Origin of the sequence: Nocardia cyriacigeorgica, from assembly GCF_010868145.1 — a bacterium.
GTDB lineage: Bacteria > Actinomycetota > Actinomycetes > Mycobacteriales > Mycobacteriaceae > Nocardia > Nocardia cyriacigeorgica_D.
This window is the reverse complement of sequence record NZ_JAAGUY010000007.1, coordinates 82,394-104,206: the sequence shown is the minus strand read 5'-3', so window position 1 is coordinate 104,206 and position 21,813 is coordinate 82,394. Positions and strand designations below refer to the sequence as shown.

The 21,813-nt window shown below is 67.6% G+C and carries 22 protein-coding genes and 1 pseudogene; 12 read left to right on the top strand and 11 right to left on the bottom strand.

Annotation, left to right across the window (positions count from 1 at the left end):
• Nucleotide 1: 1 nt before the first annotated feature.
• The 5 genes from GV792_RS11740 to GV792_RS11720 all read right to left on the bottom strand — a co-directional run bounded on the left by GV792_RS11740 (nt 2) and on the right by GV792_RS11720 (nt 4,551).
• Nucleotides 2-1,324 carry a PPE domain-containing protein gene (locus GV792_RS11740; protein WP_163824102.1) on the bottom strand — a complete coding sequence of 441 codons (1,323 nt, stop codon included), beginning with the start codon at nt 1,322-1,324 and terminating at the stop codon, nt 2-4.
• Nucleotides 1,317-1,736: a hypothetical protein gene (locus GV792_RS11735; protein WP_175584260.1), complete on the bottom strand. Its 420-nt coding sequence runs from the start codon at nt 1,734-1,736 to the stop codon at nt 1,317-1,319. The genes GV792_RS11740 and GV792_RS11735 overlap by 8 nt, the downstream gene beginning before the upstream one ends.
• Nucleotides 1,733-2,473 (bottom strand): alpha/beta hydrolase, encoded by a 741-nt coding sequence (locus GV792_RS11730; RefSeq protein WP_163824101.1) that lies wholly within the window; start codon nt 2,471-2,473, stop codon nt 1,733-1,735. Before GV792_RS11730 ends, GV792_RS11735 begins: the two co-directional genes overlap by 4 nt.
• A gap of 164 nt (nt 2,474-2,637) precedes the next feature.
• Nucleotides 2,638-3,597, bottom strand: coding sequence for a helix-turn-helix transcriptional regulator (locus GV792_RS11725; RefSeq protein WP_163824100.1), 960 nt, complete (start codon nt 3,595-3,597; stop codon nt 2,638-2,640).
• 123 nt (nt 3,598-3,720) lie between these two features.
• Entirely contained in the window at nt 3,721-4,551 is an 831-nt protein-coding gene (locus GV792_RS11720) for a hypothetical protein (protein WP_163824099.1), read from the bottom strand.
• A 216-nt stretch (nt 4,552-4,767) separates the two neighbouring features.
• Here GV792_RS11720 and GV792_RS11715 point away from each other — a divergent pair, with 216 nt between their 5' ends.
• Both GV792_RS11715 and GV792_RS11710 read left to right on the top strand, forming a co-directional pair.
• Nucleotides 4,768-5,940 carry an acyl-CoA dehydrogenase family protein gene (locus tag GV792_RS11715; protein ID WP_163824098.1) on the top strand — a complete coding sequence of 391 codons (1,173 nt, stop codon included), beginning with the start codon at nt 4,768-4,770 and terminating at the stop codon, nt 5,938-5,940.
• Between the two features lie 9 nt (nt 5,941-5,949).
• The gene (locus GV792_RS11710; RefSeq protein ID WP_163824097.1) at nt 5,950-7,077 is read left to right on the top strand and encodes an acyl-CoA dehydrogenase family protein; all 1,128 of its coding nucleotides are present in this window, start codon (nt 5,950-5,952) and stop codon (nt 7,075-7,077) included.
• Nucleotides 7,078-7,140: 63 nt separating this feature from the next.
• Here GV792_RS11710 and GV792_RS11705 read toward each other — a convergent pair whose 3' ends face one another.
• A complete protein-coding gene (locus GV792_RS11705; protein WP_163824096.1) occupies nt 7,141-7,722 on the bottom strand; it encodes a hypothetical protein in 582 nt (193 codons plus the stop codon).
• Nucleotides 7,723-8,007: 285 nt separating this feature from the next.
• Here GV792_RS11705 and GV792_RS11700 point away from each other — a divergent pair, with 285 nt between their 5' ends.
• From GV792_RS11700 to GV792_RS11685, 4 genes are all read left to right on the top strand, one after another.
• On the top strand, nt 8,008-8,283 hold the full coding sequence (locus GV792_RS11700) for a hypothetical protein (protein ID WP_163824022.1): 276 nt from the start codon (nt 8,008-8,010) through the stop codon (nt 8,281-8,283).
• Between the two features lie 59 nt (nt 8,284-8,342).
• Nucleotides 8,343-9,224: a GNAT family N-acetyltransferase gene (locus tag GV792_RS11695; protein WP_163824095.1), complete on the top strand. Its 882-nt coding sequence runs from the start codon at nt 8,343-8,345 to the stop codon at nt 9,222-9,224.
• A 199-nt stretch (nt 9,225-9,423) separates the two neighbouring features.
• The gene (locus GV792_RS11690) at nt 9,424-10,587 is read left to right on the top strand and encodes a histidinol-phosphate transaminase (protein WP_163824094.1); all 1,164 of its coding nucleotides are present in this window, start codon (nt 9,424-9,426) and stop codon (nt 10,585-10,587) included.
• A 372-nt stretch (nt 10,588-10,959) separates the two neighbouring features.
• On the top strand, nt 10,960-11,301 hold the full coding sequence (locus GV792_RS11685) for a hypothetical protein (RefSeq protein ID WP_163824093.1): 342 nt from the start codon (nt 10,960-10,962) through the stop codon (nt 11,299-11,301).
• 21 nt (nt 11,302-11,322) lie between these two features.
• Here GV792_RS11685 and GV792_RS11680 read toward each other — a convergent pair whose 3' ends face one another.
• Nucleotides 11,323-11,877 carry a TetR/AcrR family transcriptional regulator gene (locus GV792_RS11680; protein ID WP_163824092.1) on the bottom strand — a complete coding sequence of 185 codons (555 nt, stop codon included), beginning with the start codon at nt 11,875-11,877 and terminating at the stop codon, nt 11,323-11,325.
• A 210-nt stretch (nt 11,878-12,087) separates the two neighbouring features.
• Here GV792_RS11680 and GV792_RS11675 point away from each other — a divergent pair, with 210 nt between their 5' ends.
• The 6 genes and pseudogenes from GV792_RS11675 (at nt 12,088) to GV792_RS11655 (ending at nt 16,763) form a co-directional block, all read left to right on the top strand.
• On the top strand, nt 12,088-13,320 hold the full coding sequence (locus GV792_RS11675; RefSeq protein ID WP_163824091.1) for a cytochrome P450: 1,233 nt from the start codon (nt 12,088-12,090) through the stop codon (nt 13,318-13,320).
• A gap of 185 nt (nt 13,321-13,505) precedes the next feature.
• On the top strand, nt 13,506-14,591 hold the full coding sequence (locus GV792_RS11670; RefSeq protein ID WP_163824090.1) for an S-(hydroxymethyl)mycothiol dehydrogenase: 1,086 nt from the start codon (nt 13,506-13,508) through the stop codon (nt 14,589-14,591).
• The gene (locus GV792_RS11665) at nt 14,588-15,199 is read left to right on the top strand and encodes an MBL fold metallo-hydrolase (RefSeq protein WP_163824089.1); all 612 of its coding nucleotides are present in this window, start codon (nt 14,588-14,590) and stop codon (nt 15,197-15,199) included. Before GV792_RS11670 ends, GV792_RS11665 begins: the two co-directional genes overlap by 4 nt.
• Before the next feature lie 140 nt (nt 15,200-15,339).
• Nucleotides 15,340-15,504 (top strand): annotated as a pseudogene (locus GV792_RS30085) (type IV toxin-antitoxin system AbiEi family antitoxin domain-containing protein); the annotation flags it as partial.
• 108 nt (nt 15,505-15,612) lie between these two features.
• A complete protein-coding gene (locus GV792_RS30080; protein ID WP_306043989.1) occupies nt 15,613-15,993 on the top strand; it encodes a type IV toxin-antitoxin system AbiEi family antitoxin in 381 nt (126 codons plus the stop codon).
• Nucleotides 15,990-16,763 carry a nucleotidyl transferase AbiEii/AbiGii toxin family protein gene (locus GV792_RS11655; RefSeq protein ID WP_163824087.1) on the top strand — a complete coding sequence of 258 codons (774 nt, stop codon included), beginning with the start codon at nt 15,990-15,992 and terminating at the stop codon, nt 16,761-16,763. Before GV792_RS30080 ends, GV792_RS11655 begins: the two co-directional genes overlap by 4 nt.
• Nucleotides 16,764-16,779: 16 nt before the next feature.
• Here GV792_RS11655 and GV792_RS11650 read toward each other — a convergent pair whose 3' ends face one another.
• The 4 genes from GV792_RS11650 to GV792_RS11635 form a co-directional block, all read right to left on the bottom strand.
• The gene (locus GV792_RS11650; protein WP_163824086.1) at nt 16,780-18,990 is read right to left on the bottom strand and encodes a molybdopterin oxidoreductase family protein; all 2,211 of its coding nucleotides are present in this window, start codon (nt 18,988-18,990) and stop codon (nt 16,780-16,782) included.
• A gap of 92 nt (nt 18,991-19,082) precedes the next feature.
• On the bottom strand, nt 19,083-19,559 hold the full coding sequence (locus tag GV792_RS11645) for a nitroreductase family deazaflavin-dependent oxidoreductase (RefSeq protein ID WP_309138482.1): 477 nt from the start codon (nt 19,557-19,559) through the stop codon (nt 19,083-19,085).
• A 20-nt stretch (nt 19,560-19,579) separates the two neighbouring features.
• On the bottom strand, nt 19,580-20,158 hold the full coding sequence (locus tag GV792_RS11640) for a TetR/AcrR family transcriptional regulator (protein WP_163824085.1): 579 nt from the start codon (nt 20,156-20,158) through the stop codon (nt 19,580-19,582).
• Between the two features lie 19 nt (nt 20,159-20,177).
• Complete coding sequence (locus GV792_RS11635) at nt 20,178-21,650, bottom strand: FAD-dependent oxidoreductase (RefSeq protein ID WP_163824084.1); 1,473 nt, start codon at nt 21,648-21,650, stop codon at nt 20,178-20,180.
• Between the last annotated feature and the right edge of the window lie 163 nt (nt 21,651-21,813).

Here is a 21,813-nt window from a genome sequence, read left to right as displayed (position 1 = left end):
TTCACTCGTGCTCGGTCCACTCACCAAGGACCGGGGGCGTTGTCGGGTCGAGCGAGCCGATCAGCTCGCCGCCCTCACCGGCCGCTTCGAGGAAGGTCAGTTCGTCGTCGACGTAGTGCAGATCGTCGTCCTCGTCGTCGAATTCGTCGGTGTTCGCCGGTGCGGGTTTCGGTGCGACGGGGGCAGGTCCGGAGCGGGTGGTGTCGGCCGCGGCCAGCGCTCCACCCATCAGACCACCCATCGCGCCCGCGCTCATCCCGGCGATCGCGTCGCCGCCGGATCCGGCCGAATCCTGGCGCTTCTCATCCTTTTTGCGCTGGTCGTCGGAGGTGCCGCTGTTCGAGGGGACCGTGGAGACTCCAGGGATGGACGCGGTGGCGGGCACCGTGGATGCCGGTGCGGTGGTCGGGATCGCTGCCGGACGGTCGGTGGCGGGCAGCGGTGCGGCCGCCGCCGGCGCGGTGGTGGCCGCCGCCGGTGTCGTGACAGGTGCCTGCGGCGTCGTCTCGGCAAGCGCGGTGACGACCGGTGCGGCTGCCGCGGGGGCCGTCATGGGAGCCTGCGCGTCCGGCTCCGTGGACTCGGGCGCAGCGGCCGCGGGCTGATCCGGTGTGCCGGGCTCCTTGTCTGCGGCCGCGACAACCATCACCGTCGCAGGCTGCGACACCCGCTCGCCGTCGCCGGTATCCGGGACGACGGTCGACGCCGGGCCGGGTGTCGTGGCCGCAGCGGGAGCAGCCACCGCCGCACCCGCTGGTGCCTCCGGGAACGCGGGCACCGCAGCGCCGGTGGGAATGAACGCGCTGGTGTAGATGCTCTCCATCACCCGGACCACGTCCTGGCGCGAGTTCTCGATGTTCTTGGCCGCGGCGACATTGTCGGTGGCACGCGCTGGATCGAGTAGGGCGGCCGACAGATCGGGTTCGGCATCGGACGGGCCTGGCACCGCACCACGCAATGCCTCGGCGGCGTCGCCTGCCTGGCCGAGCCGCTGCCCGACCACCGTCATCACATCGGCGAGCTGCCTGCCGAGAAGTTCGAAGTCGCTCACGGCCGCGGCGGCCTGCTGGGCGGCGCCGCCGCGCCAGCCGTCGGCGATTGCCGAGCGAATCTCGGTGTGCGCCTGGTCGATCGCGTCGGTGAGTCCGGTGGCGGTGGTCTGCCAGGCCTGCTGGCCCGCCAGCAGGGTGGCGGGAGCGAGCTGCTGCACCGCGGTGTGGATCTGGTGATGGGTCAGGTTGTCGAAGATCTCGACCGTCGTGGAGTAGTCGGGGTCGACCCGCTGATGGGCGCCGCGTTCGGCGGCGCGCGGCATATCACGCATCGGCGGCCACCTTGCGGGTCGCGGTGGCGACGGCGTCATCGGTGTCGCGGTAGGCCGCTGCGGCGGCACGGAAGGTCTGGGCCAGGCTGCGGGCGGCGGCCGCGTAATCGTTCAGCTGCGCGATCGCGTCGGTGGCCTTGCCTTCGAAACCGCGGCGCAGCGCCTCGCCGGAGGCGAAGCCACCGAATCCCGGCAGCGTGGTGGCCGCGGCGAGCTGTTGAATCTGGATGTCCACCTGATCGGCGAGCTGTTCGTAACGCAGGGCGCACTGTTCGTGCACACCCTCGGCCACCAGGACGCGGTCGATCCACAGATCACCGTTGTCGACCGCGGTACCGAGTGCCGCGATATCGTTGCGCTGCACCTCGTCCCCCCCTTCTTCCCATCGGCTGCGTGCGCAGCTGTCGGTCATGAGCGCCGTGCCAACCCCTTGACGACTCCCAGCGTCCACTCCGCGATGTCGGCACCGACCCGCGCGTGCACCGGCTCGTGCAGCAGATCGTGCCCGGCGTCGGCGTACTCCCGCAAATCTACCCATTTGTGGCGCCCAGTCCATACCCGCATCGCATCGACGGGCGCCCGGCGATCGTCGGCACCGTGCACTGCCAGCACCGAAAGCTCCTCGGGCAGCGGCGTTCCGGCGGAGTCGGCCACACCACCACCGAGGGCGCGGCGCGGGACACCGGACAGCACCAGACCCGCCAGAGTCTGCTCCGGGATCGACGGGACCAGCGGATAGTCGGCGGCGACGGTGTCGGTGCCGCGGTCGGTATCGGGGTCGGCGTCCTCGGTCGCGGGTGGCACGGCGGCGCCGAGCGCGCCGAGCGCGGTGACCGCGCCCAGGGAATGACCCATCAGAATCAGCGGTGTCTCGGGGACTTGCGCCCGGACCAGCTCGAGGAGCGCCACCGCGTCGCCCACCAGTTCGCGCAGTGTGCCCGGCTGATCGGGATCACCCTCGCTGAGTCCGTGTCCGGCGGTATCCAATGCCCACATCTCGATGCCCGCACCGCGCAGGACCCGGGCGAAGCGGTGGTAATGCCCGCTGTGCTGACCGATCCCCGGTAGCAGCACCAACACCGCCACTCGATCCTCGTCCGGCCACCGCCGGTAGTGCATCCGGCCGCGCGCGCCGTCGAAGTAACCCATCACCGCATGGTCGCAGAATTCTTGCGACAGTTGGGGACTCACGTTCTGGTACTGGTGCGTAGTTTGGCCCGCTCGGATATGGAATTCATCACAGTGTGGCCGGGCGGCGGTGCCCCTGACCTGCCGAGACGGCGGCCTCCGCGTCGGCGAATGCGTCGTCCGTATTACCGAAGTGCTCGCTGCGCTCGTTCCGCGATGTCTCGGATTCGGTCCCGCAGTTCCGCCGGTTCGTGCACCCGGAACTCCACGCCGAGGGCGAGCAGGCGCTGAGCCAGCCATTCGGGGGAGTCACCGCGGTCGCAGTCCATGGCGCAGGTGGTGGCATCGACGGAGGTGATCTCGCCGGGGGCATCGCCGAGCCGGCCCGCGGCCCGCGACAAAGGTGCGTCGATGGTGATGCGGACCCGCAGCGTCGGCGTGCCCCAATCGGTGCGGCGACCCGCGACATAGGCGGCGGGATCGTCGGCGGGCAGGGCTCGCGGGACGAAGCGCGCGCCGGTCGGCCGGGCGCCGTCGACTCGGTCCACCCGGAACATTCGCCAACCCTCGCGATCCAGGTCGTAGCCGACGAGATACCAGCGCCGCCGGGACGGGACGAGGCCCGCTGGTTCGGCGTGGCGTGTGGTCACCTCCCCGGAACCGTCGCGGTAGCCGAAGCGCACTCGCTCGGTATTGGTCACCGCGGCGGCCAGCGCCGTGAGCACCTCGACGTCCACCCCTGGATCCTCGCCCGACGGCGGCACCAGCGCGGTCCCGAGCACTCGGACCCGGCGCCGCAGCTTCGTCGGCAGCACCTGTTCGAGTTTGGCCAGCGCGCGCACCGACGACTCCTCGATCCCGGTGATGGCCGAACCGGCGGCGGCCCGCAGTCCGACCGCGAGCGCGACGGCCTCATCGTCGTCGACAAGAAGCGGCGGCATGGCGGCACCGGCGACCAGCCGGTAGCCACCGGCCGCGCCCATGGTCGCCTCCACGGGGTACCCGAGTTCGCGCAGCCGCTCGATATCGCGGCGCACCGTGCGACCGGTGACGCCGAGCCGTTCGGCCAATTCGCTGCCCGGCCACTCCCGTGGTGTCTGTAGCAGCGACAGCAGCCGCAGCAGGCGTTCCGGAGTGTCGTTCATGATTTCAGGGTTCCCGATATATAGGACAGGGTCAGTCCTATATGCCGCCCATACCGCTATGCGCGCAGGCGGGGTTTACGGCAACAGCGGGATCGGGTCGCCCGGGTCGGGCGGCCCGTACTCTCAGCGACCGCCCTGAACCTGGGTACCAGCAGGCACCTGCGGCTTGGCCGGAGCGGTGGTCGCGGCAGGCGCGGGTGCCGGAGCCGGAGCAGCCTCGGGCACGGGCGGCGCGACAGCCGCTTCGCCGGATTCGCCATTACCGGACTCGGCGGGTGCGGGCGCCGGTGCGGGCGTTGGGCTCTCCGCCGGCGGTGGCAACTGGACCGGCTGCTCGGCCACGGAGAACGTGCCGACGGTCGGCATCATGACGCAGCGTGCGCCGGGGTAGTCGATGGTGCCCCACATCGACGCCAGCACCGTGCCAGGGCCGCTGTTGACGGTCTTGGCCAGCGCGGGCGTGCCGAGTTCGGTGCGCTCGTCGAGCATGTCGATACCGCTGGCGCCATTGTTGATGTTCACCCAGGCCACGACCAGGCCCGAGGACAGCGGGACGCCGGAATGTGCGGGGGTGGCGTGGAACATGAGGGTTCCCGGCGCACTGTTGACGCCGATATTGGCGCTGGGGCCGTTCGCGGTTCCGGCGCCGATGATCGTGGTGACCAGGCCGTTGACGCCGCAGCCGAAGGTGGGTGCCGGGTAGGCGAACGGCGCGAAGGAGCCGTTGATATCGCGCAGCTTCGCGACGTCGACCAGGTTGGTGTATTCGCGCAGCGCGCCGACGCCTGCCGTCACGGCTTTATCGCCCTCGGCGCGGTCGGCGAGCGCGGTCAGTCCCTTCTCGACCGGGGTCGGCGCCGGATCGGCGGTGGCCGTCGCGGTGAGCGTCAGGACGGCGCCGGCTCCGAGGGACGCCGCGGCCGCGGTCACGCGTGCGATGGTTCTGCCGTTCACTGACTCAACTCCCTCGATCCGACCCTGGGGCGACCCGCGCCCCGTGCAGCAACGTACCAGGGCTCCGGCCTATCTGCCGGGGTTGCTCCGCCGCTCCCGCAGATCAGGGCATAGGGACGTGGGCTCGCGTGTCGCCGGTCTGTGATCCACTCGACAATGCAGGATTACCGGGGGGTAGTTTGGTCTGGGAGATACGAGACACGCAGGGAGATGCGTATGAAACTAGCCCTTTCCCCCGACGACGTCGCCTTCCGCGACGAGCTGCGCACGTTCTATCGAAACGAGATCCCCGCCGACATCCGTGACCGGGTCAAATACGGCCACGAACTGTCGCGCGAGGACATCGTCACCGCGCACAAAGCACTCAACGACAACGGCCTCGCCGTGCCGAACTGGCCGGTGGCCTGGGGCGGCAAGGACTGGACGCCGATGCAGCGCCACATCTGGCAGGACGAGATGCAGCTGGCCTGTGTGCCGGAGCCGCTGACGTTCAACGCCCAGATGGTCGGACCGGTGATCGCCCACTTCGGTTCCGAAGAGCTCAAGCAACGCTTCCTGCCGCCTACCGCCGCGCTCGATATCTGGTGGTGCCAGGGCTTCTCCGAACCCGATGCGGGCTCGGACCTGGCCTCGCTGCGCACCACCGCGGTGCGCGACGGCGACTCCTACATCGTCAACGGCCAGAAGATCTGGACCACGCTGGCCCAGTACGCCGACTGGATCTTCTGCCTGGTCCGCACCGATCCGAACGCGCCGAAGAAGCAGGCCGGTATCTCGTTCCTGCTCTTCGATGTGAAGTCGCCCGGTGTCACCATCCGCCCGATCAAGCTGATCGACGGCGGCTACGAGGTGAACGAGGTGTTCTTCGAGAACGTCCGCGTCCCCGCCGATCAGCTGGTCGGTGAGGAGAACATGGGCTGGACCTACGCGAAGTTCCTGCTCGGCAACGAGCGCACCGGCATCACCGGCGTCGGCAAGACCAAGGTCAAGATCGGCGTGGCCAAGGAATACGCCGCAGCCACGCGGTCCGGTGCTGGCACCCTGCTCGACGATCCGGTGTTCGCCGCGCGGGTGGCCGAACTGGAGAACGAGCTGCTGGCGTTGGAACTGACGCAGCTGCGGGTTGTTTCCAACTCCTCGGACGGTAAGCCCAACCCCGCCTCCTCGGTGCTGAAGCTGCGTGGTTCGGAACTACAGCAGGCTGCCACCGAACTGCTGCTCGATATCGCCGGACCCGACGCCCTTCCGGTCGGCGCGGACGATATCGCCTCGCCCGGCTGGGCGCAGCGCAGCGGCCCCGGCTACCTGAACTATCGCAAGACAACCATCTATGGAGGTTCGAGCGAGGTGCAGCGCACCATCATCGCCTCCACGATCCTCGGATTGTGAGGCGACACCATGGATTTCGATCTCACCGATGAACAGGTCATGCTGCGCGACACCGTCCGCGAACTGCTGGCCCGCACCTACGACGCCGAAACCCGGCTGAAGGTCACCGAGACCGAGCTCGGCTGGAGCCGCGACGTGTGGCGTCAGCTGGCCGAACTCGGCGTGCTCGGGCTGAGCTTCGCCGAGGAAGACGGCGGCATGGGCGCGGGCCCGGTGGAAACGATGCTGGTCCTCGAGGAGGTCGGGCGCAGGCTTGCGCCGGAACCGATTCTGGATGCGGTGCTGGTGCCCGGCGGTCTGGTGGCCGCGGCGGGCACGGCCGATCAGCGTCAGCGGATCTTGCCCGAGCTGGCCGCAGGCAACAAGCTGCTCGCCTTCGCACACGCCGAACCGGGTATCCGCTGGCCTTCGGCGGAGATCGCCACACGCGCGGTGCCGCAGGGCGAGGCGTATGTGCTCGCGGGCGTGAAGAACCCCGTCGCGCACGGTGATTGTGCGGACGAGTTCGTGGTCAGCGCGACTCTGCCGGACGGCGGCATCGGGCTGTTCCTGGTCGCGGCGGAGGCGAAGGGCGTGAACCGCACCTCCTACGCGACGGTCGACGGGCAGCGCGGCGCTCAGCTCGAATTCGATTCCACGCCGGCCGAGCTGCTCGGCGACAACGCCGATTCGTCCGAATCGGTGCGCTCGGTGCTCGCCGAGGCACAGGCCGGTCTGTGCGCCGAATCCATCGGTGCCATGGAGGAAGTGCTCCGGCTGACCACCGAATATCTGAAGACGCGCAAACAGTTCGGTGTCACCCTGTCGAAGTTCCAGACGCTGACCCAGCGGGCCGCCAACATGTATGTGTCGCTGGAGCTGGCCCGCAGCATGAGCCTGTATGCCACGGCGTCGCTGGCCGACGGCAAGGATGACGCGGTCACGGTGTCGCGGGCCCGGCTGCAGGTGGGCCGGTCGGCGCGCCACGTCGGCCAGGAGGCGATCCAGATGCACGGTGGTATCGGCGTCACGGCCGAATACCCGGTGGGCCACTACGTCGCGCGCCTTACCGCCATCGAGCGCACGCTCGGCGGCGGGCTCGAGCACCTGAATGTGCTCGCTTCGCAGGTGGGCAACTATGAGCTGCCGGAGCTGTAGGTAGCGGTGTTGTGCAACAGCCCCGGCGGGAGACCCGCCGGGGCTGTTCGCTGTTTCGATGGGTCAGTACGCGCCTTCGGCGGAGGGCGTCGGGATCAGCTGCGGTGCGCGCGGAGTCGGTTCCGGAAGTTCGGTGAAGGCGGGCCGGGTGGTCGGCCGGATGTAGGTGGTCGTTTCCGGATCGGCCGTTTCCGGTTCGTAGGTCGGCAGCGGGCGAGTGGTTCGGGCCGGACGGGTGGTGGGAGCCGTCGTCGGCTCCCAATCCTCGGTGGTGACCGGTGGTTCCGTCGTCGTGGTGCGCTGAGCCGGGCGGGGACGGCGGGTTGTGTTTTCGGAGTCCGAGCCGACACTGTCGGTCGAATCCTCGTCGAGAGCCTCGGTGGTCCAGTGCGCGGGCAGGGTGCGCCGCGGTGCCGGTACGGGCGCGATCTTCCAGGTCGGCGAGGGTGGAATGATCACCTTCGATGCGGTGACGGTCGTGCCTTCGACGACGGGTGCCGGCGCATGCGATCCGGAACGGATCGGTGGCGGTGCGACGTAGGTGTCGTCGTGTCCGACTCCGCAGGCGCCGATGAGCACCAAGCCGAGAGAGACGGCACCGGCGGCCGCCACCGGACCGACGATTTTCGCCCTGCTGCTCTCCATCGGTGATGCTCCTGGGTAAGTACGATTCGCGCTCACCCTAGACGAGGGCGGCTGTCTCGACCAGATGGTGGTCGGTGTTGGCGCGCTGATTCTCAAACGTCGTTAGGTCAGATAACGAACTGATCTCCTCGGCGTGTCGCACGCCCGGGTGCGGCACAATCCACGCGGTGTGGTCGTAGCGTGTGTGATGCAAGTTACGCGTGAGACGCCTGAAACCTGATGAGAGCGCATCGAGCGGTTGGCGCGCACGGAATTACTCGGATCGGCGTCATCGAGGAGTAGATGATGGGAGCTTCTTCGACCACCCCCCTGTCCGCCGCGGCCGCCCCGGCCACGGCATCGTCGCCGAATCTCGGCGATTCACCATCACGTGCCGTACCCGCCGTCCTGTCGCGGGTGCTGGCCTGGGTGTTCTTCATCGGTGGGCTCGTCGGTGCGATTCTCGGCATCGCGGGTCTGCATGTCGAAATCACCGTCGCCGGACTCATTCTGGCCTGTACAACGGGCCTGATCCTGCTCAAACTCCGTGCCGACACCACCGGCTCGGCTGCTGCGAGCTGACCGTCCGCCCGGCCGAAAAGGGCGGGTACGCAACGGGCTCGGCTGACTAGCCTGTGCAGATGGATATCGAGACCACCGGCGATGCCGTCCGGTTCCGTGAAATCGCCGATCCGGTTCTGCATCGTGATCCGCTGCGGCACACGGTGATCGCCACGACCGTCAACAACATCACTTCCGGGCTCGACAACCCGAAGCTGCCGCCGGTCTTCGTCTCGGCACGCAATGGCTCCGGCGTCACCGGCATCGCCATGCGGGCGGGCCATCGCGATATCTACCTCGGCGCGCTCTCGCCGGATGTCATTCCCGCCGTCACCGAGGCTTTCGCCGGGTCGTCCCCGGAGGCGGCCGGAGTGGAAGGCCTGACCGCGGTCGCCGCCGCCTTCGCCGAACGCTGGTGCGAGATACGCGGGGGTGACTGTGGGCCGTCCTTCTCCACCACCCTGTATCGGCTGGGCGAACTGGCCGCGCCGATCGTGCCTGGATTCGCAAGGCAAGCCAGGGAAGCGGACGTGGACCTGTGTATGTCGTGGATGACGGCCATGCGTGTCGATACCGGCATACCCGCGGGCCCTCCGTCGGCTGATGCGGTGCGTCATCGGATCCTCGCGGGCTCGTGGTGGCTGTGGGAAGTCGATGGCGAACCGGTCAGCCTCGTCGCCCGCCAGCTCGCCTCCTTCGGCTGGGCCCGCATCGGTCCGGTCTTCACTCCGGCCGTCGCGCGGGGTAATGGTTACGCGAGTGCGCTCACCGCTCATGTCTCACAGGTGATCCGGGCCGAGTCCGTCGACGTTTGCCTGTTCGCCGATACCGACAACGAGCTGACCAACCGTCTCTACCGTGGTCTGGGATTCGTGCCGGTCGACAACTACACCGCGTACGAGTTCCGGAAACCGGTCGGAGCAGGCGCCGACCGCTGGGTCCCTGAGGTGAAAGTTCGCTGATGTCGTGGATGTGCCGATACCGGCTGGTCGCCGAATGTCGACCGGCTGTTGCCCGATCAGCAACCCTCCAGCCCCATCGTGGATGCTGGTTTCCCAATGGTGGCGGTGGCGCAGACTGAGGGCGGTCGCGAGACCGCGCGGACCTGTGATCACTGCATAGTCCGCGGCGTCGGTCGCGCATGCTCGAGAGGTTTGCAGTATGGGATCGGTCGCTGTCGGTAGCGATCCTGTTGCCACAGGACATGTTGTCGAATCATCCAGTGCGGCGGTCACCCTGGCCGACCTACCGCTGCGCGACAGCCTGCGCGGCCATACCCCCTACGGGGCGCCGCAACCGGTCGTTGCGGTGCGGTTGAACACCAATGAGAGCCCCTATCCGCCCTCGGTGGCGATGATCGACGATCTCATGGCATCGATTCGCGCCGTGGCCGCGGAACTGCACCGTTATCCGGACCATGACGCCGTCGCCCTGCGCTCGGATCTCGCGGCCTACGTGACACGGCAGACCGGGTTCGGGGTACATGTGGACAATGTCTGGGCCGCCAATGGTTCAGTCGAGATACTGCAGCAGCTTCTGCTCGCCTTCGGCGGTCACGGACGTCGTGCACTAGGCGTTACACCGTCCTATTCGATGTACCGTATCGCCGCCGAATGCCTTGGTACCGAATGGATGTCGGTGGCACTCGGGCCGGATGTTTCGCTCGATATCGAACGCATCCTGGAAGCCGTCGCCGAACACCGGCCGGACGTCGTGTTCGTGACCACTCCGCATAATCCCACCGGCGCGCTGCTCGAACAGGCGGATATCGAGCGCCTGTTGCGCTGTGCACCCGGACTGGTGGTCGTGGATGAGGCGTACGCCGAGTTCGCCACCGCGCCGAGCGCCGTCGGCCTCATCGAGAAGTACCCGGCGAAACTGGTGGTCACCAGGACGTTGAGCAAGGCGCTGGCCTTCGCGGGCGCCCGAGTGGGGTACCTGGTCGCCACTGCGGCCGTCATCGACGCGGTCCGGCTGGTGCGTCTGCCTTACCATCTGTCCACACTCACCCAGACCGCCGCGCGGGTGGCGCTGCGGCACACCGACGAAACGCTGGCGCGGGCCGCCACAGTGCTTTCCGAACGGGAGCGGGTATCGGAGTCCCTGCGGGCAATGGGTTTTCGGGTTCGCGACAGTGAAGCCAATTTCCTGATCTTCGGACCATTCGCGGATGCAGCGCGCACTTGGCAGCACTATCTGGAACACGATGTCCTGGTCCGCGATGTGGGAATCCCGCAGCAACTGCGCGTTACGATCGGCTCACCGGAGGAGAACGATCGCTTCCTCGACATCACCGCGGGACTGAGGGCCACGGAAGCGGCGTGATCGACTGTCGGCGTCGTCGCAGCGCGGCATTACGCCAAGTGAGCGCACCGACGATCCTTCGGCGTCGTCCACAGCCGATGGCATCCTGGCTCGGGGCCTGAGCCAACCGCAACGCGCTTCCCTCGAGGAGCTCGTAGAGGTCGCTGGTCGCCGGCGATCCTTTCGTCGAAGGTTTGCGTCAGTTTTCGCGCGCCTCACGATTATGCGGGTAGGCAAACCGTCAGGTAGTGGAAAGATGAATCCTAAGCAAGCTCACGCAAACTCATAGCTGTGCCGAAATACGGTGCATAGCCTCGTCTCCCAGCACGCGGCGCCGGGTGTCCGCCCCTCGGCGTCGGGTGCCTACCAACATGCTGAATGGGAGGCTGCGAGATGAGGCAACGACCGACCGCCGTCGGGTACCTGCGGCGCGATGTGTCCGGGGTGGTCCAGACCTGGGATGAGATTCGGATCCGCGGTCTTGCCAAGCGGTTCGGCTATGACCTTGCCAAGACTGTGGTGTTCGGTTCGGTGACCGATCATCCGGTGACCCGGCTGATCAATGTCGTGCGCAGCTTGGATGCGGAGGCGGTCGTTGTGCCGGGTCTCGGGCATTTCGAGGGGGAGGTGCCGGGGCGGCTCGTTTCGGTCGCCGACCTGATCACGGTGAAACCTGAGAACACCTACGCGCGATGGGCGTTCGAGCAGCTCACCCAGCCTCCGTCGGGGATCTGATCGGCCTGAGCAGGCTCGGGTTCAGTGCTGCATCGCGAACCCTGGTGTGACGAATCGCTGCACCATCTGGCGTTCGGCGGCGGGGTCGGGGAGGGGCCAGGTGAGCAGGGCCAGCACGACGCGGACGATCCATTGGGCGGCTTGGTCATCGGCGGTGCCGGTGAGGGCGGCCGCTATGCGGGTGAGGACGGGGGAGGCGGTGAGGTATTCGTCGCCGGCTGCCGATCGCGTGGACAGCCAGCGCGACAGGACCGGATCGGCGCGGATCGCCGCAACCGAGGCGAGGATTGCCTCGACGATCCGTCGCGGGCCGTGATGTTTCGCGACCACTGCGGCGACTCGTTCGGTGACCGTCGCCGCTGAACTCGCCAGGACTGCGTCGACGAGGGCGGCCTTCCCGCCGACGTGCCGGTAGAGGGGGGCGCGGGAGCATCCTGCGCGGGCCGCTACTTCGTCGACGCCGACGTCGTCGATGCCGCGTTCGAGGAACAATGCGGTGGCAGCAGCTTCGATGCGGGCCACCGCGGCGGTGCGGCGGTCACCGCCGGTGAGCCAGTCACCACGTTGTTGCGCCATGCGGTCGACTCCTGATCGGGGAACACAGTCTCAGGCTGAGACATATTCTCCAATTTGTACCCCTTGAACTTGCTGGTGTGATGGGAAGTTGCGCGAAGTCGTCCGGCATGAGTCGCCAGCCGTCGTCTCGAGTCGAGACCCCTGTTGACGGAGGTATCGGTACGGGCCAGCGTCGGAACCGGTAACGGCATCCGAGAACGGGAGTGCACGATGGCAGCGGCACCGAGCGATATCGACATCTTCGACGCGGCGTCGTTGGCCGACCCCTATCCGATGTACCGGATACTGCGCGATCAGGCACCGGTGTATCGGGTTCCTGGCGCCGACTTCTTTCTGGTGACGACCTGGGATCTGGTGACGGAGGCGGCCACCCGGACCACCGACTTCTCCTCGAATCTGACCGGCGTGATGATCCACCAACCGGACGGCGCGCCGCTGGTCTTCGATATGGACGGCGGCGGCCAGGCCGTACATGTTTTGGCCACCGCCGACGATCCCGTGCATGCCGTGCATCGCAAACTCGTGTTTCCGTTCATCGGCAAACGTCTTCGCGAACTCGGTCCACTGGTGAACAGGATGGTCGATCGGATCTGGCACGAGGAGCTGTCCGGCAACCGCATCGATTTCGCCACCGCCATGGCCGACCGGCTGCCGCTCGGCGTGGTCGCCGACCTCATCGGCCTGCCGCAGCGGGATGTCCCACAGCTGCTCGCCTGGGCCTATGACAGCACCGAGATGTTGGGCGGCATCGTGCCCGAGGGGCGACTCACCCAGCTGGTCACCTCTGCGGCCGAGCTCGCGGGCTATCTGCATCAGCGATTCACCACAGCGCTGACCGAGCCCGAGGGTGAGATCACCGGACTGCTCGATGTGCTGGCTCGCGCCTGCCGTGCGGGCGATCTCGACCCCGATGTGGCGGTGCTGATGCTGGTACAGCTGGTCGGCGCGGGTGGAGAATCGACGGCCGGATTGATCGCCAATGCGGCCCACATCCTGGCCACCCGAACGGATCTACAGGATCGCCTACGCGCCGACACCACGCTGATCCCCGGTTTTCTCGACGAGGTCCTGCGCGTCGAATCACCGTTTCGCGGCCATCACCGCCACATCACCGCGGATTCGACGCTCGGTGGTGTCGCGCTGCCCGCGGGCGGTCACCTGCTGCTGATGTGGGGCGCGGCCAACCGCGACCCGCATAATTTCACCGACCCGGACACGATCGACCTCGAACGCCCCACCGGACGCACCACGCTCGCATTCGGCAAGGGCGCGCACTACTGCATCGGCGCGGCATTGGCCCGGATGGAAGCCTTGGCCGCGATCACCACGCTGCTCGCGCGCAGCACCGAATTCGGGCTGGTCGAAGACGCGGCACCGCAGTGGGTTCCGAGCCTGATGGTCCGCAGGCATACCAGTCTTCCGCTGCGGGTCAGGGGAGGCTGACCGTCCTGAGCCGCGGGCACCGGATGACCGCGCTGCCACCGCGCACCAAGGCCCGCCCGTTGAGGCCCGCGCGAACGGTTCAGCGAGCATCCCGATGCCGTCACCCAGACCGCCGCGCCGGCCGGCCGGCCCGGCTACGGTGAGACTGTCGGCCCACAGGCCACATCACGCAGAGAGGAGAGATCGTGCCGCAGAACGTCCGAGGTGTCATCGCCCGTCGATCGGGTGCTCCGGTGGAACTGGTCACGGTCGTGATCCCGGACCCGGGGCCCAACGATGTCGTGGTGCGGGTGCAGGCCTGCGGGGTGTGCCACACCGACCTGACCTACCGCGACGGTGGGATCAACGACGAGTTCCCGTTCCTGCTCGGCCATGAGGCGGCGGGGGTCGTGGAGACGGTGGGCGAGGCCGTCACGCATGTCGAGGTCGGCGATTTCGTGGTGCTGAACTGGCGGGCGGTCTGCGGGCAGTGTCGCGCGTGTAAGCGGGGTAAACCCTGGTACTGCTTCGACACCTTCAATGCCAGCACGCCGATGACACTCGAGGATGGCACCGCACTCACCCCCGCGCTCGGTATCGGCGCATTCGCGGACAAGACGCTGGTGCACGAGGGACAGTGCACGAAGGTCGACCCGGACACAGATCCGGCGGTCGCTGGCCTGCTCGGTTGTGGCGTGATGGCGGGGCTCGGCGCCGCGATGAACACCGGCAACGTCGGGCGCGGCGATTCAGTCGCGGTGATCGGCTGTGGCGGTGTCGGCGACGCGGCGATCGCGGGTGCCCGGCTGGCCGGAGCGACGACGATCATCGCGGTCGATCGCGACCCGAGCAAGCTCGAATGGGCGCTCGACCTGGGCGCCACCCACACCATCGATGCCTCGAGCGCCGATGCGGTAGCCGAGATCCAGGAACTCACCGGCGGTTTCGGTGCGGATGTGGTGATCGACGCGGTCGGTCGCCCGGAGACCTGGAAGCAGGCCTTCTATGCCCGTGACCTGGCGGGAACAGTGGTCCTGGTCGGCGTGCCCACCCCCGATATGACACTCGAGATGCCGCTGATCGATTTCTTCAGCCGCGGCGGCGCCTTGAAATCCTCCTGGTACGGCGACTGCCTGCCCGAGCGTGATTTCCCGACGTTGATCGAGCTGTACCGGCAGGGCCGGTTGCCGCTGGAGAAGTTCGTCACCGAGCGGATCGGTCTCGACGCGGTGGAGGACGCCTTCCACACCATGCACGGTGGCAAGGTGCTGCGTTCGGTGGTCGTGCTGTGACCCGGGTCGATCGGGTCGTCACCTCGGGCCAATTCTGTCTGGACGGCGGCTGCTGGGATGTGGACAACAACATCTGGCTGGTCGGCGATGACACCGAGGTGCTGATCATCGACGCCGCCCACGACGCGCGCCCGATCCTGGATGCGGTGGCGGGCAGGCGAGTCACCGCGATCGTGTGCACCCATGCGCACAACGACCACGTCACCGTCGCACCGCAGTTGTCGGCCGCCACCGGCGCGCCCCTGTATCTGCACCCCGACGACGACGTGCTGTGGCAGCAGACCCATCCGGGGATCGAGTACACGGCATTGCGCGATGGACAGCACCTCACCGTCGGCTCTGCTCGCCTCGAGGTCATCCACACGCCCGGCCACTCCCCGGGGTCCTGCTGTCTCCACCTGCCCGACCTCGGCGAACTGTTCAGCGGCGACACCCTTTTCGAAGGTGGTCCGGGCGCGACGGGCCGCTCCTACTCGGACTACCCGACCATCCTGGCATCCATCAACGACCGGCTGTTCCCGCTGCCAGGGGAGACGGCGGTGCATACCGGGCACGGCCCCGACACCACCCTGTCCGCCGAACGCGCCAACGTGCCCGCCTCGGCCTGACCGCCACTGAGCCTCATCGATTGTCGGGAAGGGCGCTGTTGTCCATCGGGGACGGAACCGCGCGGTTCATGACGGCATCTCTTGCCTTAGTAGTATGCATTTCGTAGGGTTAGGGCCTACGAAATGCATACTCCAAGGAGGTGGCTGTGGTCCCACAACAGGCTGCACCATTGCCGGCCGACTTGGCACGGGCAACACTTCGGACCATTCGGCCCCGGGACGCAGCGGGGATATACGCCCACCCTCGTCCTGAGCTCGCCCGGCTCGCAGATCGTGGTGTTCTGCATCGGGTGGCGCGAGGCTACTACGTGGTCGTGCCCCAAGAGTATGTCGGCCGTTCCTGGTTGCCAGGCTTGGAAGCCGTGTCGGCGGGTATAGCCTCGACTATCCATGGCCCGGGTCGGGCGGTGCTGATGGGTGTCACCGCAGCCCGTGTGCTCGGAGCAATTCCCCGCGGACTGGCTACGGCGGTAGTTGCGGTCCCCAGCCAGCATCGGCCGATTGCGCTCACCGACCGCCCCGCGGTGGTTCGGTTCGTCCAGCGCGACACCGATCTGCTCGACGCGGAACGCATCGAGACACCCCTCGGTTCCGCGTTGACAACGACGCCGGAACAGACCGTGCTCGATCTTGCGCGCCGGCCACAGCTCGGCAACGCGGAAGCGGATGTGCCCACCGCTATCGCGACCCTCTATCAGCGCAGCGACCTCCAGCGGCTTGCGCAACTGGCAACGGAGCAACACCTAACGGCCGCACTTCGTCGCGCCGAAGCCTGGGCGGGGGCGCGACCGTGAACAATGACGAGCGAGACACCGTCGCAGCCATATTCGGAGTATCTCCCGAACAAGTCGAACGCGACCACCTCATCTCTCATCTCCTCGCGGTGATCAGTGATCGGTTCGGCGACCGGCTCCATTTCATCGGTGGAACGGCACTTGCTCGCACCCATCTCCCAGAAGGGAGGCTCAGCGAGGACATCGACCTGGTTGCGCTCGGAAACCGGACTGCGCTCGCGGGGGAACTCGATGCGCTGCTGCCACGGGCTGTCGCACGGCTGTACGGCCGGCTCGAGTGGACGCCATCGCTCAGCGAGGTCTCCGACACCATGGCCGCCAATCTCCGCTCGGCAGGCGGACTGAATGTCAAGGTCCAGCTCCTGTCGTCGCATAACCGCATCCTGTGGCCGACTGAACGCCGCGCTCTCGAACAGCGCTATCACGATGCGCCAGCTGCCGCGCTGGATGTGCCGACCCTGCCTGCGTTCGCGGCAGGGAAGACCGCAACCTGGCACGACCGGCGTGCACCGCGCGATCTATGGGACATGTGGGCACTTGCCGGTATCGGAGCGATCGATGACGCAGCTGCGAATTTGTATCGGCGCTACGGACCGACCAACCGGTTGCCCGGTCCACATCTTTTCGAACGGCCGCCCAGCGTTCACGACTGGAATTCACAGCTGGCCGGTCAAACTCGGCTGACAGTGACGGCCGAGGCGGCGTTGGCGACAGTTCGTCAGGCATGGGCACACATCAGCGGAGGCGGTGGTGAGCACCGGCAGGTGTAGCGCTTCCACTCCGGACTTACGTTGGTGTTGCGATCACGTCTGATTCCCCGGTCGGGCGAGCCGCTTCGGTCGACACCCGGCTCACCCGCACCCATGTGTTGTTCACCGCCGCAGCTCCGGTTAGCGGGTCGGTGAGTGACGGGTCGTGCAGTAGGTTCACATTGACGCCGGGCTGCGCCGCGGCCACGCTCCAGCCGACGCCGGGTTCGCCGTGCCCCCAGCCGTGTGGAATGGCGACCACGCCGGGACGGATGTCGTCGCTGACCTCCACCGGCAGCGCGATAGCACCGAACGTGGAGGCGACGGTGGCCGAATCGCCGTCGGTGAGACCGCGTTCGGTGGCATCGTCGGGGTGCATCAATACGGTGCAGCGGTCGCGGCCCTTCACCATCGACGGGATGTTGTGCAGCCAGGAGTTGTTGCTGCGCAGGTGGCGGCGACCGATGAGTTTGAGGTCGAAGCCTTCGCCCGGTGTCGTCAGTGCGCGACCGGACTCCGCCTCGTCGAGTATCCGCCGGACCGCGGTCAGGAAGTCCTGCGGCGCCACGTGTACCTTGCGGTCCTCGGTCCCGATGAGTTGACGCAGGCGCGGACGCAGTGGACCCAGGTCGATACCGCCCGCAGCGTCCCGAATCCGATTGATGGTCATACCCTTCCGCCCCTTGCGCAGCATGCCGTACGGGCCGGTGGCCACGGCAGCCGCCGTCAACCGAAGCGGGCTCAGCTGCGCGAACACGCCATTGACAGCTCGTCCGGTGAGGCGGCGTGCGGGCAGCGGCACCACTTCGGTGATCAGCCGCGCCAGGATCTGCCAATCCTCGAGCGCGTCGGGGGACGGCTCGAACACCTTGGCGTCGTAGCGGGCGTTGTTGCGCACGCTGAACAGCGGGAACAGGAAATTGAGCTCCTCGCGTTCCAGCGGCGAGACCGGCGGCAGGATGATGTCGGCGTGCCGCGTGGTCTCGGTGATGTACATGTCGACGGCGACGTAGTAGTCGAGCGAGGACAGTGCCGCGTCGAGGCGGCCACCTTGCGGCGTCGACAGCACCGGGTTGCCCGCGTAAGTGATCATCGCCTTGATCTGGCCGGGGCCGTCGGTGAGGATCTCGTCGGCCAGCACACCCACAGGCAATTCGCTGCGGAACGATTTGTGCGCGCCGGAGCGGTCGGTCCACGCGCCGTAGCCCATCGGCAGATACTTCCCGTAGCGGGCGGCGTCGATGGGCGGGGTGGCGAACATCTGACCGCCGGCCCGATCGAGGTTGCCGGTGACGACGTTGATCGTGTTCACCAGCCAATGCGTCAGCGTGCCCGTCACCTGCTGGCACACACCGATCCGGGCGTACAGCACCGCCGAGGGCGCGGCCGCGTGCTCGCGGGCCAGCCGCCGGATGGTGTCGGCGTCGACGCCCGAGTGCGGCGCCATCAGTTCCGGCGTGAGGTCGGCGACCAAGTGGCGCAAGGCTTCCCAGCCCGTGCACTGCTCGCGCATCGCCGGTTCGTCACACAACCCCTCGGTGACCAGCACGTGCAACATACCCAGTAGCAGATACACATCGCCGCCCGGTGCCACCGCGACGTGCTCGTCGGCAAGCCGTGCGGTCTCCGTGCGCCGTGGGTCGATCACCACGACGGTGCCACCGCGACCACGGACGTCCCGGATCCGTTGCTTGGCGCCCGGCATGGTGGTGATGGACCCGTTCGACACGGCCGGATTCGCGCCGAGGATCACCAGCCGGTCGGTGCGATCGATATCGGTCACCGGCATGAGCAGGTTGGAGCCGAACATCCGCCAGGCCACGAACTCCTGCGGGAACTGGTCGATCGAGGAAGCGGTGAAGAAGTTGCGGGTCAACAGCGCGGCACGCAACAAGCCACCGTAGAGCACGGAGGAACTGTGCGCGGCCGGGTTGCCCATGTACATGCCGATGGCGCTCGGTCCGTGATCGGCGCGAATCGCCCGCAGTCGCTGCCCGATCTCGCGGAAGGCCTCGTCCCAGCCGATCGGCTCGAAACCGTCTCCGCCCCGCCGCATCGGGGTGCGCAGCCGGTCGGGGTCGTGGTGTAGCCCGCCCATCGCCGTCGCCTTCGGGCAGATATAGCCTTTGGACAGCACGTCCTCGCGATTGCCCTCGATGCGGGTGACCTGCTCGTCCTCCACGGTGACCAGGATTCCGCAGTGTGCCTCGCACAGGGTGCACTGCCGCGCGATCGTCCTCGTGTTCATCGGTGAACCCGCCCCTTCCGTCGACGTTCCCGCCCCACGCTATCGGGCCGAGGCGGCCGATAGATCCGACTACGGTCGGATTTCCCGTCGCCCTACCTGGGTTCGAGCACCACGACCGGAATCGTGCGCTCGGTCCAGGACTGGTAGCTGTCGAAATCGGCGTAGAGGTCGAGCAGCATCGGCCACAACCGCGCCCGCTCCGCGTCGTTGGCGGCGTGGGCACGCACCAGCCTGCGTTCGGTGCCGATCTGCACCGCGGCGTCGGGATCGGCGAGCAGATTGCGGTACCACTGTGGATGATTCGGCAGGCCACCCTGCGATGCGACGACCACAAGGTCGGCGCCGTCGACCAGGAACACCAGCGGTGTGGTGAACAGCTTGCCGGACTTGCGTCCACGATGTTCGAGCAGCAGATTCGGCGCGGGCTTACGGAAAGCGGCGCCGATTCGCCAGTTCTTGCCGATGCGGCCGCCGCTGCGCTTGTACAGCCAGACATGCGCGCGCGACATGTACTTCATGAACTTCGGCACCAGCGGCGAATCGAGATTGGGTGGGCGTTTGGTAGGCACGTCGGTTCCGTTCGTGAGGATCAGCGCAGGATGAGCAGCGCGGATGTTTCGATGCGGTCGGCGATTTCGGAGTATGAGCCGTAGCCCATGCCCGCACGCACCAGCGCGCCCGCGTACAGCAGTTCCAGCGATTCGACGACATCGTCATCGGCGTCGGGGCCGAGCGCACGCACGATCCGCTTGCGGATCTCGCCGCCGATCCGGCCGCGCAGATGCGCCACATCGGGATCGCGGCCGAGCAACGCGCTGGTCACCGCGCCCGATACCTGCTGCTCATCGGCCACGAGCATGGCGATATTGCGGAGCTCGGCGATCACCCGGACCTTGGGGTCCGGGTCGTCACTGACGGGCGACGGTGACGCCGCCAACCGCCGCCAGAAGATCTCGGCGACCAGATGTTCCTTCGACGAGAAGTAGGTGTACGCGGTGGCCGTGCCGACCCCGGCCGCCGCCGCGACCATCCGGATGGTCATCCCAGCGAAACCCTCGCGCGCGAGAACCTCCACCGCCGCCTTGGTCAGCTTGTCGACGGTGTCGGCCTGCTTCTCGGTGAGGCGACGTCTGGTCGCCTCGAGGATGATGGAATCGCCTTCGGACATGTGTCTGGATACTACATTCTCAGTTCTTGGCCGCGGCGATGCCCGCGCGGCGCCCGTAGAAGCTCCCGTCGCCGAGCGAGGCCCCGCTGACGTAGCCACCTGCGCAGATTCCGGACGTGCAGCGTCCCGCGGCGAACAGACCCGCGATGGGCGCACCGTCGACATGCAGCACCCGGCTGTCCAGATCGGTCCGCAGACCACCAAGGGTGAATCCCGCAGTGAAACCCCGCATATCGAAGCCCGCGACCGGCCCGTCGATCGGTGTCACCCACTCCGGCTTCTTACCGAGTAGCGGATCGGCGTTCTCGGCGGCGTGGCGGTTGTACACCTCCACCGTCGAGGTCAGCGCGCCCGCGGGCAGGCCCATATCGGCTTCGAGTTCGGCGACCGATTCGGCGGCCCAGGTGGGCGGCTGGCGGAAGAACGGTGTCGAGGTCTCGGTGGTCAGCGCCTGTTCGTAGGCGGCCTCGCCGATGATCAGGTAGGCCTGATTGTCCTGCTGGATCAGCGTGGCCTGGCCGATGCGGCCCGGATAGGTGTCCTCGGCGATATAACGCTGACCGCGTCCGTTGACGAGGATGCCGCGCGCGAGCATCTGCGGATCGCCGAAGAACGCCACCTCCGTGGCATCCATATGCGCCAGCTCGGCGCCGAGGGCCTGCGCCACCCGGATGCCGATGCCGTCGTGCTCCTCGATGGCGGCAGCGGGCCGTCCGATCAACCGCGGTGCGTACCCCTCGATCATCTGCTGCTGGTAGGCGAAGCTACCGGTAGCAAGCACCACACCGCGGTCGGCTCGGATCGCGACCTGCTGTCCGTATCGTTTGGCGATCACGCCGACCACCCGGTCGCCGTCGACGACTAGGCGCTGGATGCGCATGTCGTATTCGACGCCGACACCGAGCTTTTCGGCGGTCTCGGCCAGCGGCTTCATGAGCATGTAGCCGCCGCCCTTCTCGCCGGTGCGCTTATCGGCCATCTGCGGGACATGACCGCGCGGCGCGGGGTCGGCGATGGTGTTGAACGGCGCCGCGTTCTCACCGCCGGTGTACATCAGGCCCTCGTCGTGCGGCGGCTCCCAGCCGGGTTCGGCCCAGAACGCCTCCCGGAACGGCACCCCGCACGACACCAGCCACTCGAAGTGTTCGACGCTGCCGTCGCAGTAGTCGACGATCTTGTCCCGATCCGCGCCGGGCCCGAGCGCGGCGAGCAGGAACTTCGCCATGTTCTCCGGGCTGTCGTCGAAGCCGAGCGCCTGCTGCAACGGGGTGCCGCCACCGAGGTAGATGAACCCGCCCGCCAGCGCGGCCGCGCCGCCCCAACCGCCGGTGCGTTCCAGAATCAGCACGCTCGCGCCTGCGCGGGCGGCTTCGATGGCGGCACAGACGCCCGCGATGCCGTACCCGGCGACGACGACGTCGGCCGTGTGATCCCAGCTCGTGACCTCGCTCGCCGGCAGCGGCCGAATAGTGGTCGGTGTGGTGTCAGCCATGATGTGTGCTCCTCACAAGTCGTGTCCGCGGGTTCGCCGCGATCGCCTTGCGCACCCGGATCGAACCGATGCCCGAACACGGTGGTGCCGTATTCGGCCGGCGTGGATGCGCGCCGAGCGCGGCGCGGACGGTGCCGATTCCAGTCATGGTGTGGACCCGCAC

Excerpts from the sequence above, each read along its gene's own strand:
- GV792_RS11740 (WP_163824102.1), bottom strand. The coding sequence starts at position 1,324 with ATGCGTGATATGCCGCGCGCCGCCGAACGCGGCGCCCATCAGCGGGTC.
- GV792_RS11735 (WP_175584260.1), bottom strand. The coding sequence starts at position 1,736 with ATGACCGACAGCTGCGCACGCAGCCGATGGGAAGAAGGGGGGGACGAG.
- GV792_RS11730 (WP_163824101.1), bottom strand. The coding sequence starts at position 2,473 with ATGGGTTACTTCGACGGCGCGCGCGGCCGGATGCACTACCGGCGGTGG.
- GV792_RS11725 (WP_163824100.1), bottom strand. The coding sequence starts at position 3,597 with ATGAACGACACTCCGGAACGCCTGCTGCGGCTGCTGTCGCTGCTACAG.
- GV792_RS11715 (WP_163824098.1), top strand. The coding sequence starts at position 4,768 with ATGAAACTAGCCCTTTCCCCCGACGACGTCGCCTTCCGCGACGAGCTG.
- GV792_RS11710 (WP_163824097.1), top strand. The coding sequence starts at position 5,950 with ATGGATTTCGATCTCACCGATGAACAGGTCATGCTGCGCGACACCGTC.
- GV792_RS11705 (WP_163824096.1), bottom strand. The coding sequence starts at position 7,722 with ATGGAGAGCAGCAGGGCGAAAATCGTCGGTCCGGTGGCGGCCGCCGGT.
- GV792_RS11700 (WP_163824022.1), top strand. The coding sequence starts at position 8,008 with ATGGGAGCTTCTTCGACCACCCCCCTGTCCGCCGCGGCCGCCCCGGCC.
- GV792_RS11695 (WP_163824095.1), top strand. The coding sequence starts at position 8,343 with ATGGATATCGAGACCACCGGCGATGCCGTCCGGTTCCGTGAAATCGCC.
- GV792_RS11690 (WP_163824094.1), top strand. The coding sequence starts at position 9,424 with ATGGGATCGGTCGCTGTCGGTAGCGATCCTGTTGCCACAGGACATGTT.
- GV792_RS11685 (WP_163824093.1), top strand. The coding sequence starts at position 10,960 with ATGAGGCAACGACCGACCGCCGTCGGGTACCTGCGGCGCGATGTGTCC.
- GV792_RS11680 (WP_163824092.1), bottom strand. The coding sequence starts at position 11,877 with ATGGCGCAACAACGTGGTGACTGGCTCACCGGCGGTGACCGCCGCACC.
- GV792_RS11675 (WP_163824091.1), top strand. The coding sequence starts at position 12,088 with ATGGCAGCGGCACCGAGCGATATCGACATCTTCGACGCGGCGTCGTTG.
- GV792_RS30080 (WP_306043989.1), top strand. The coding sequence starts at position 15,613 with ATGGGTGTCACCGCAGCCCGTGTGCTCGGAGCAATTCCCCGCGGACTG.
- GV792_RS11650 (WP_163824086.1), bottom strand. The coding sequence starts at position 18,990 with ATGAACACGAGGACGATCGCGCGGCAGTGCACCCTGTGCGAGGCACAC.
- GV792_RS11640 (WP_163824085.1), bottom strand. The coding sequence starts at position 20,158 with ATGTCCGAAGGCGATTCCATCATCCTCGAGGCGACCAGACGTCGCCTC.
- GV792_RS11635 (WP_163824084.1), bottom strand. The coding sequence starts at position 21,650 with ATGGCTGACACCACACCGACCACTATTCGGCCGCTGCCGGCGAGCGAG.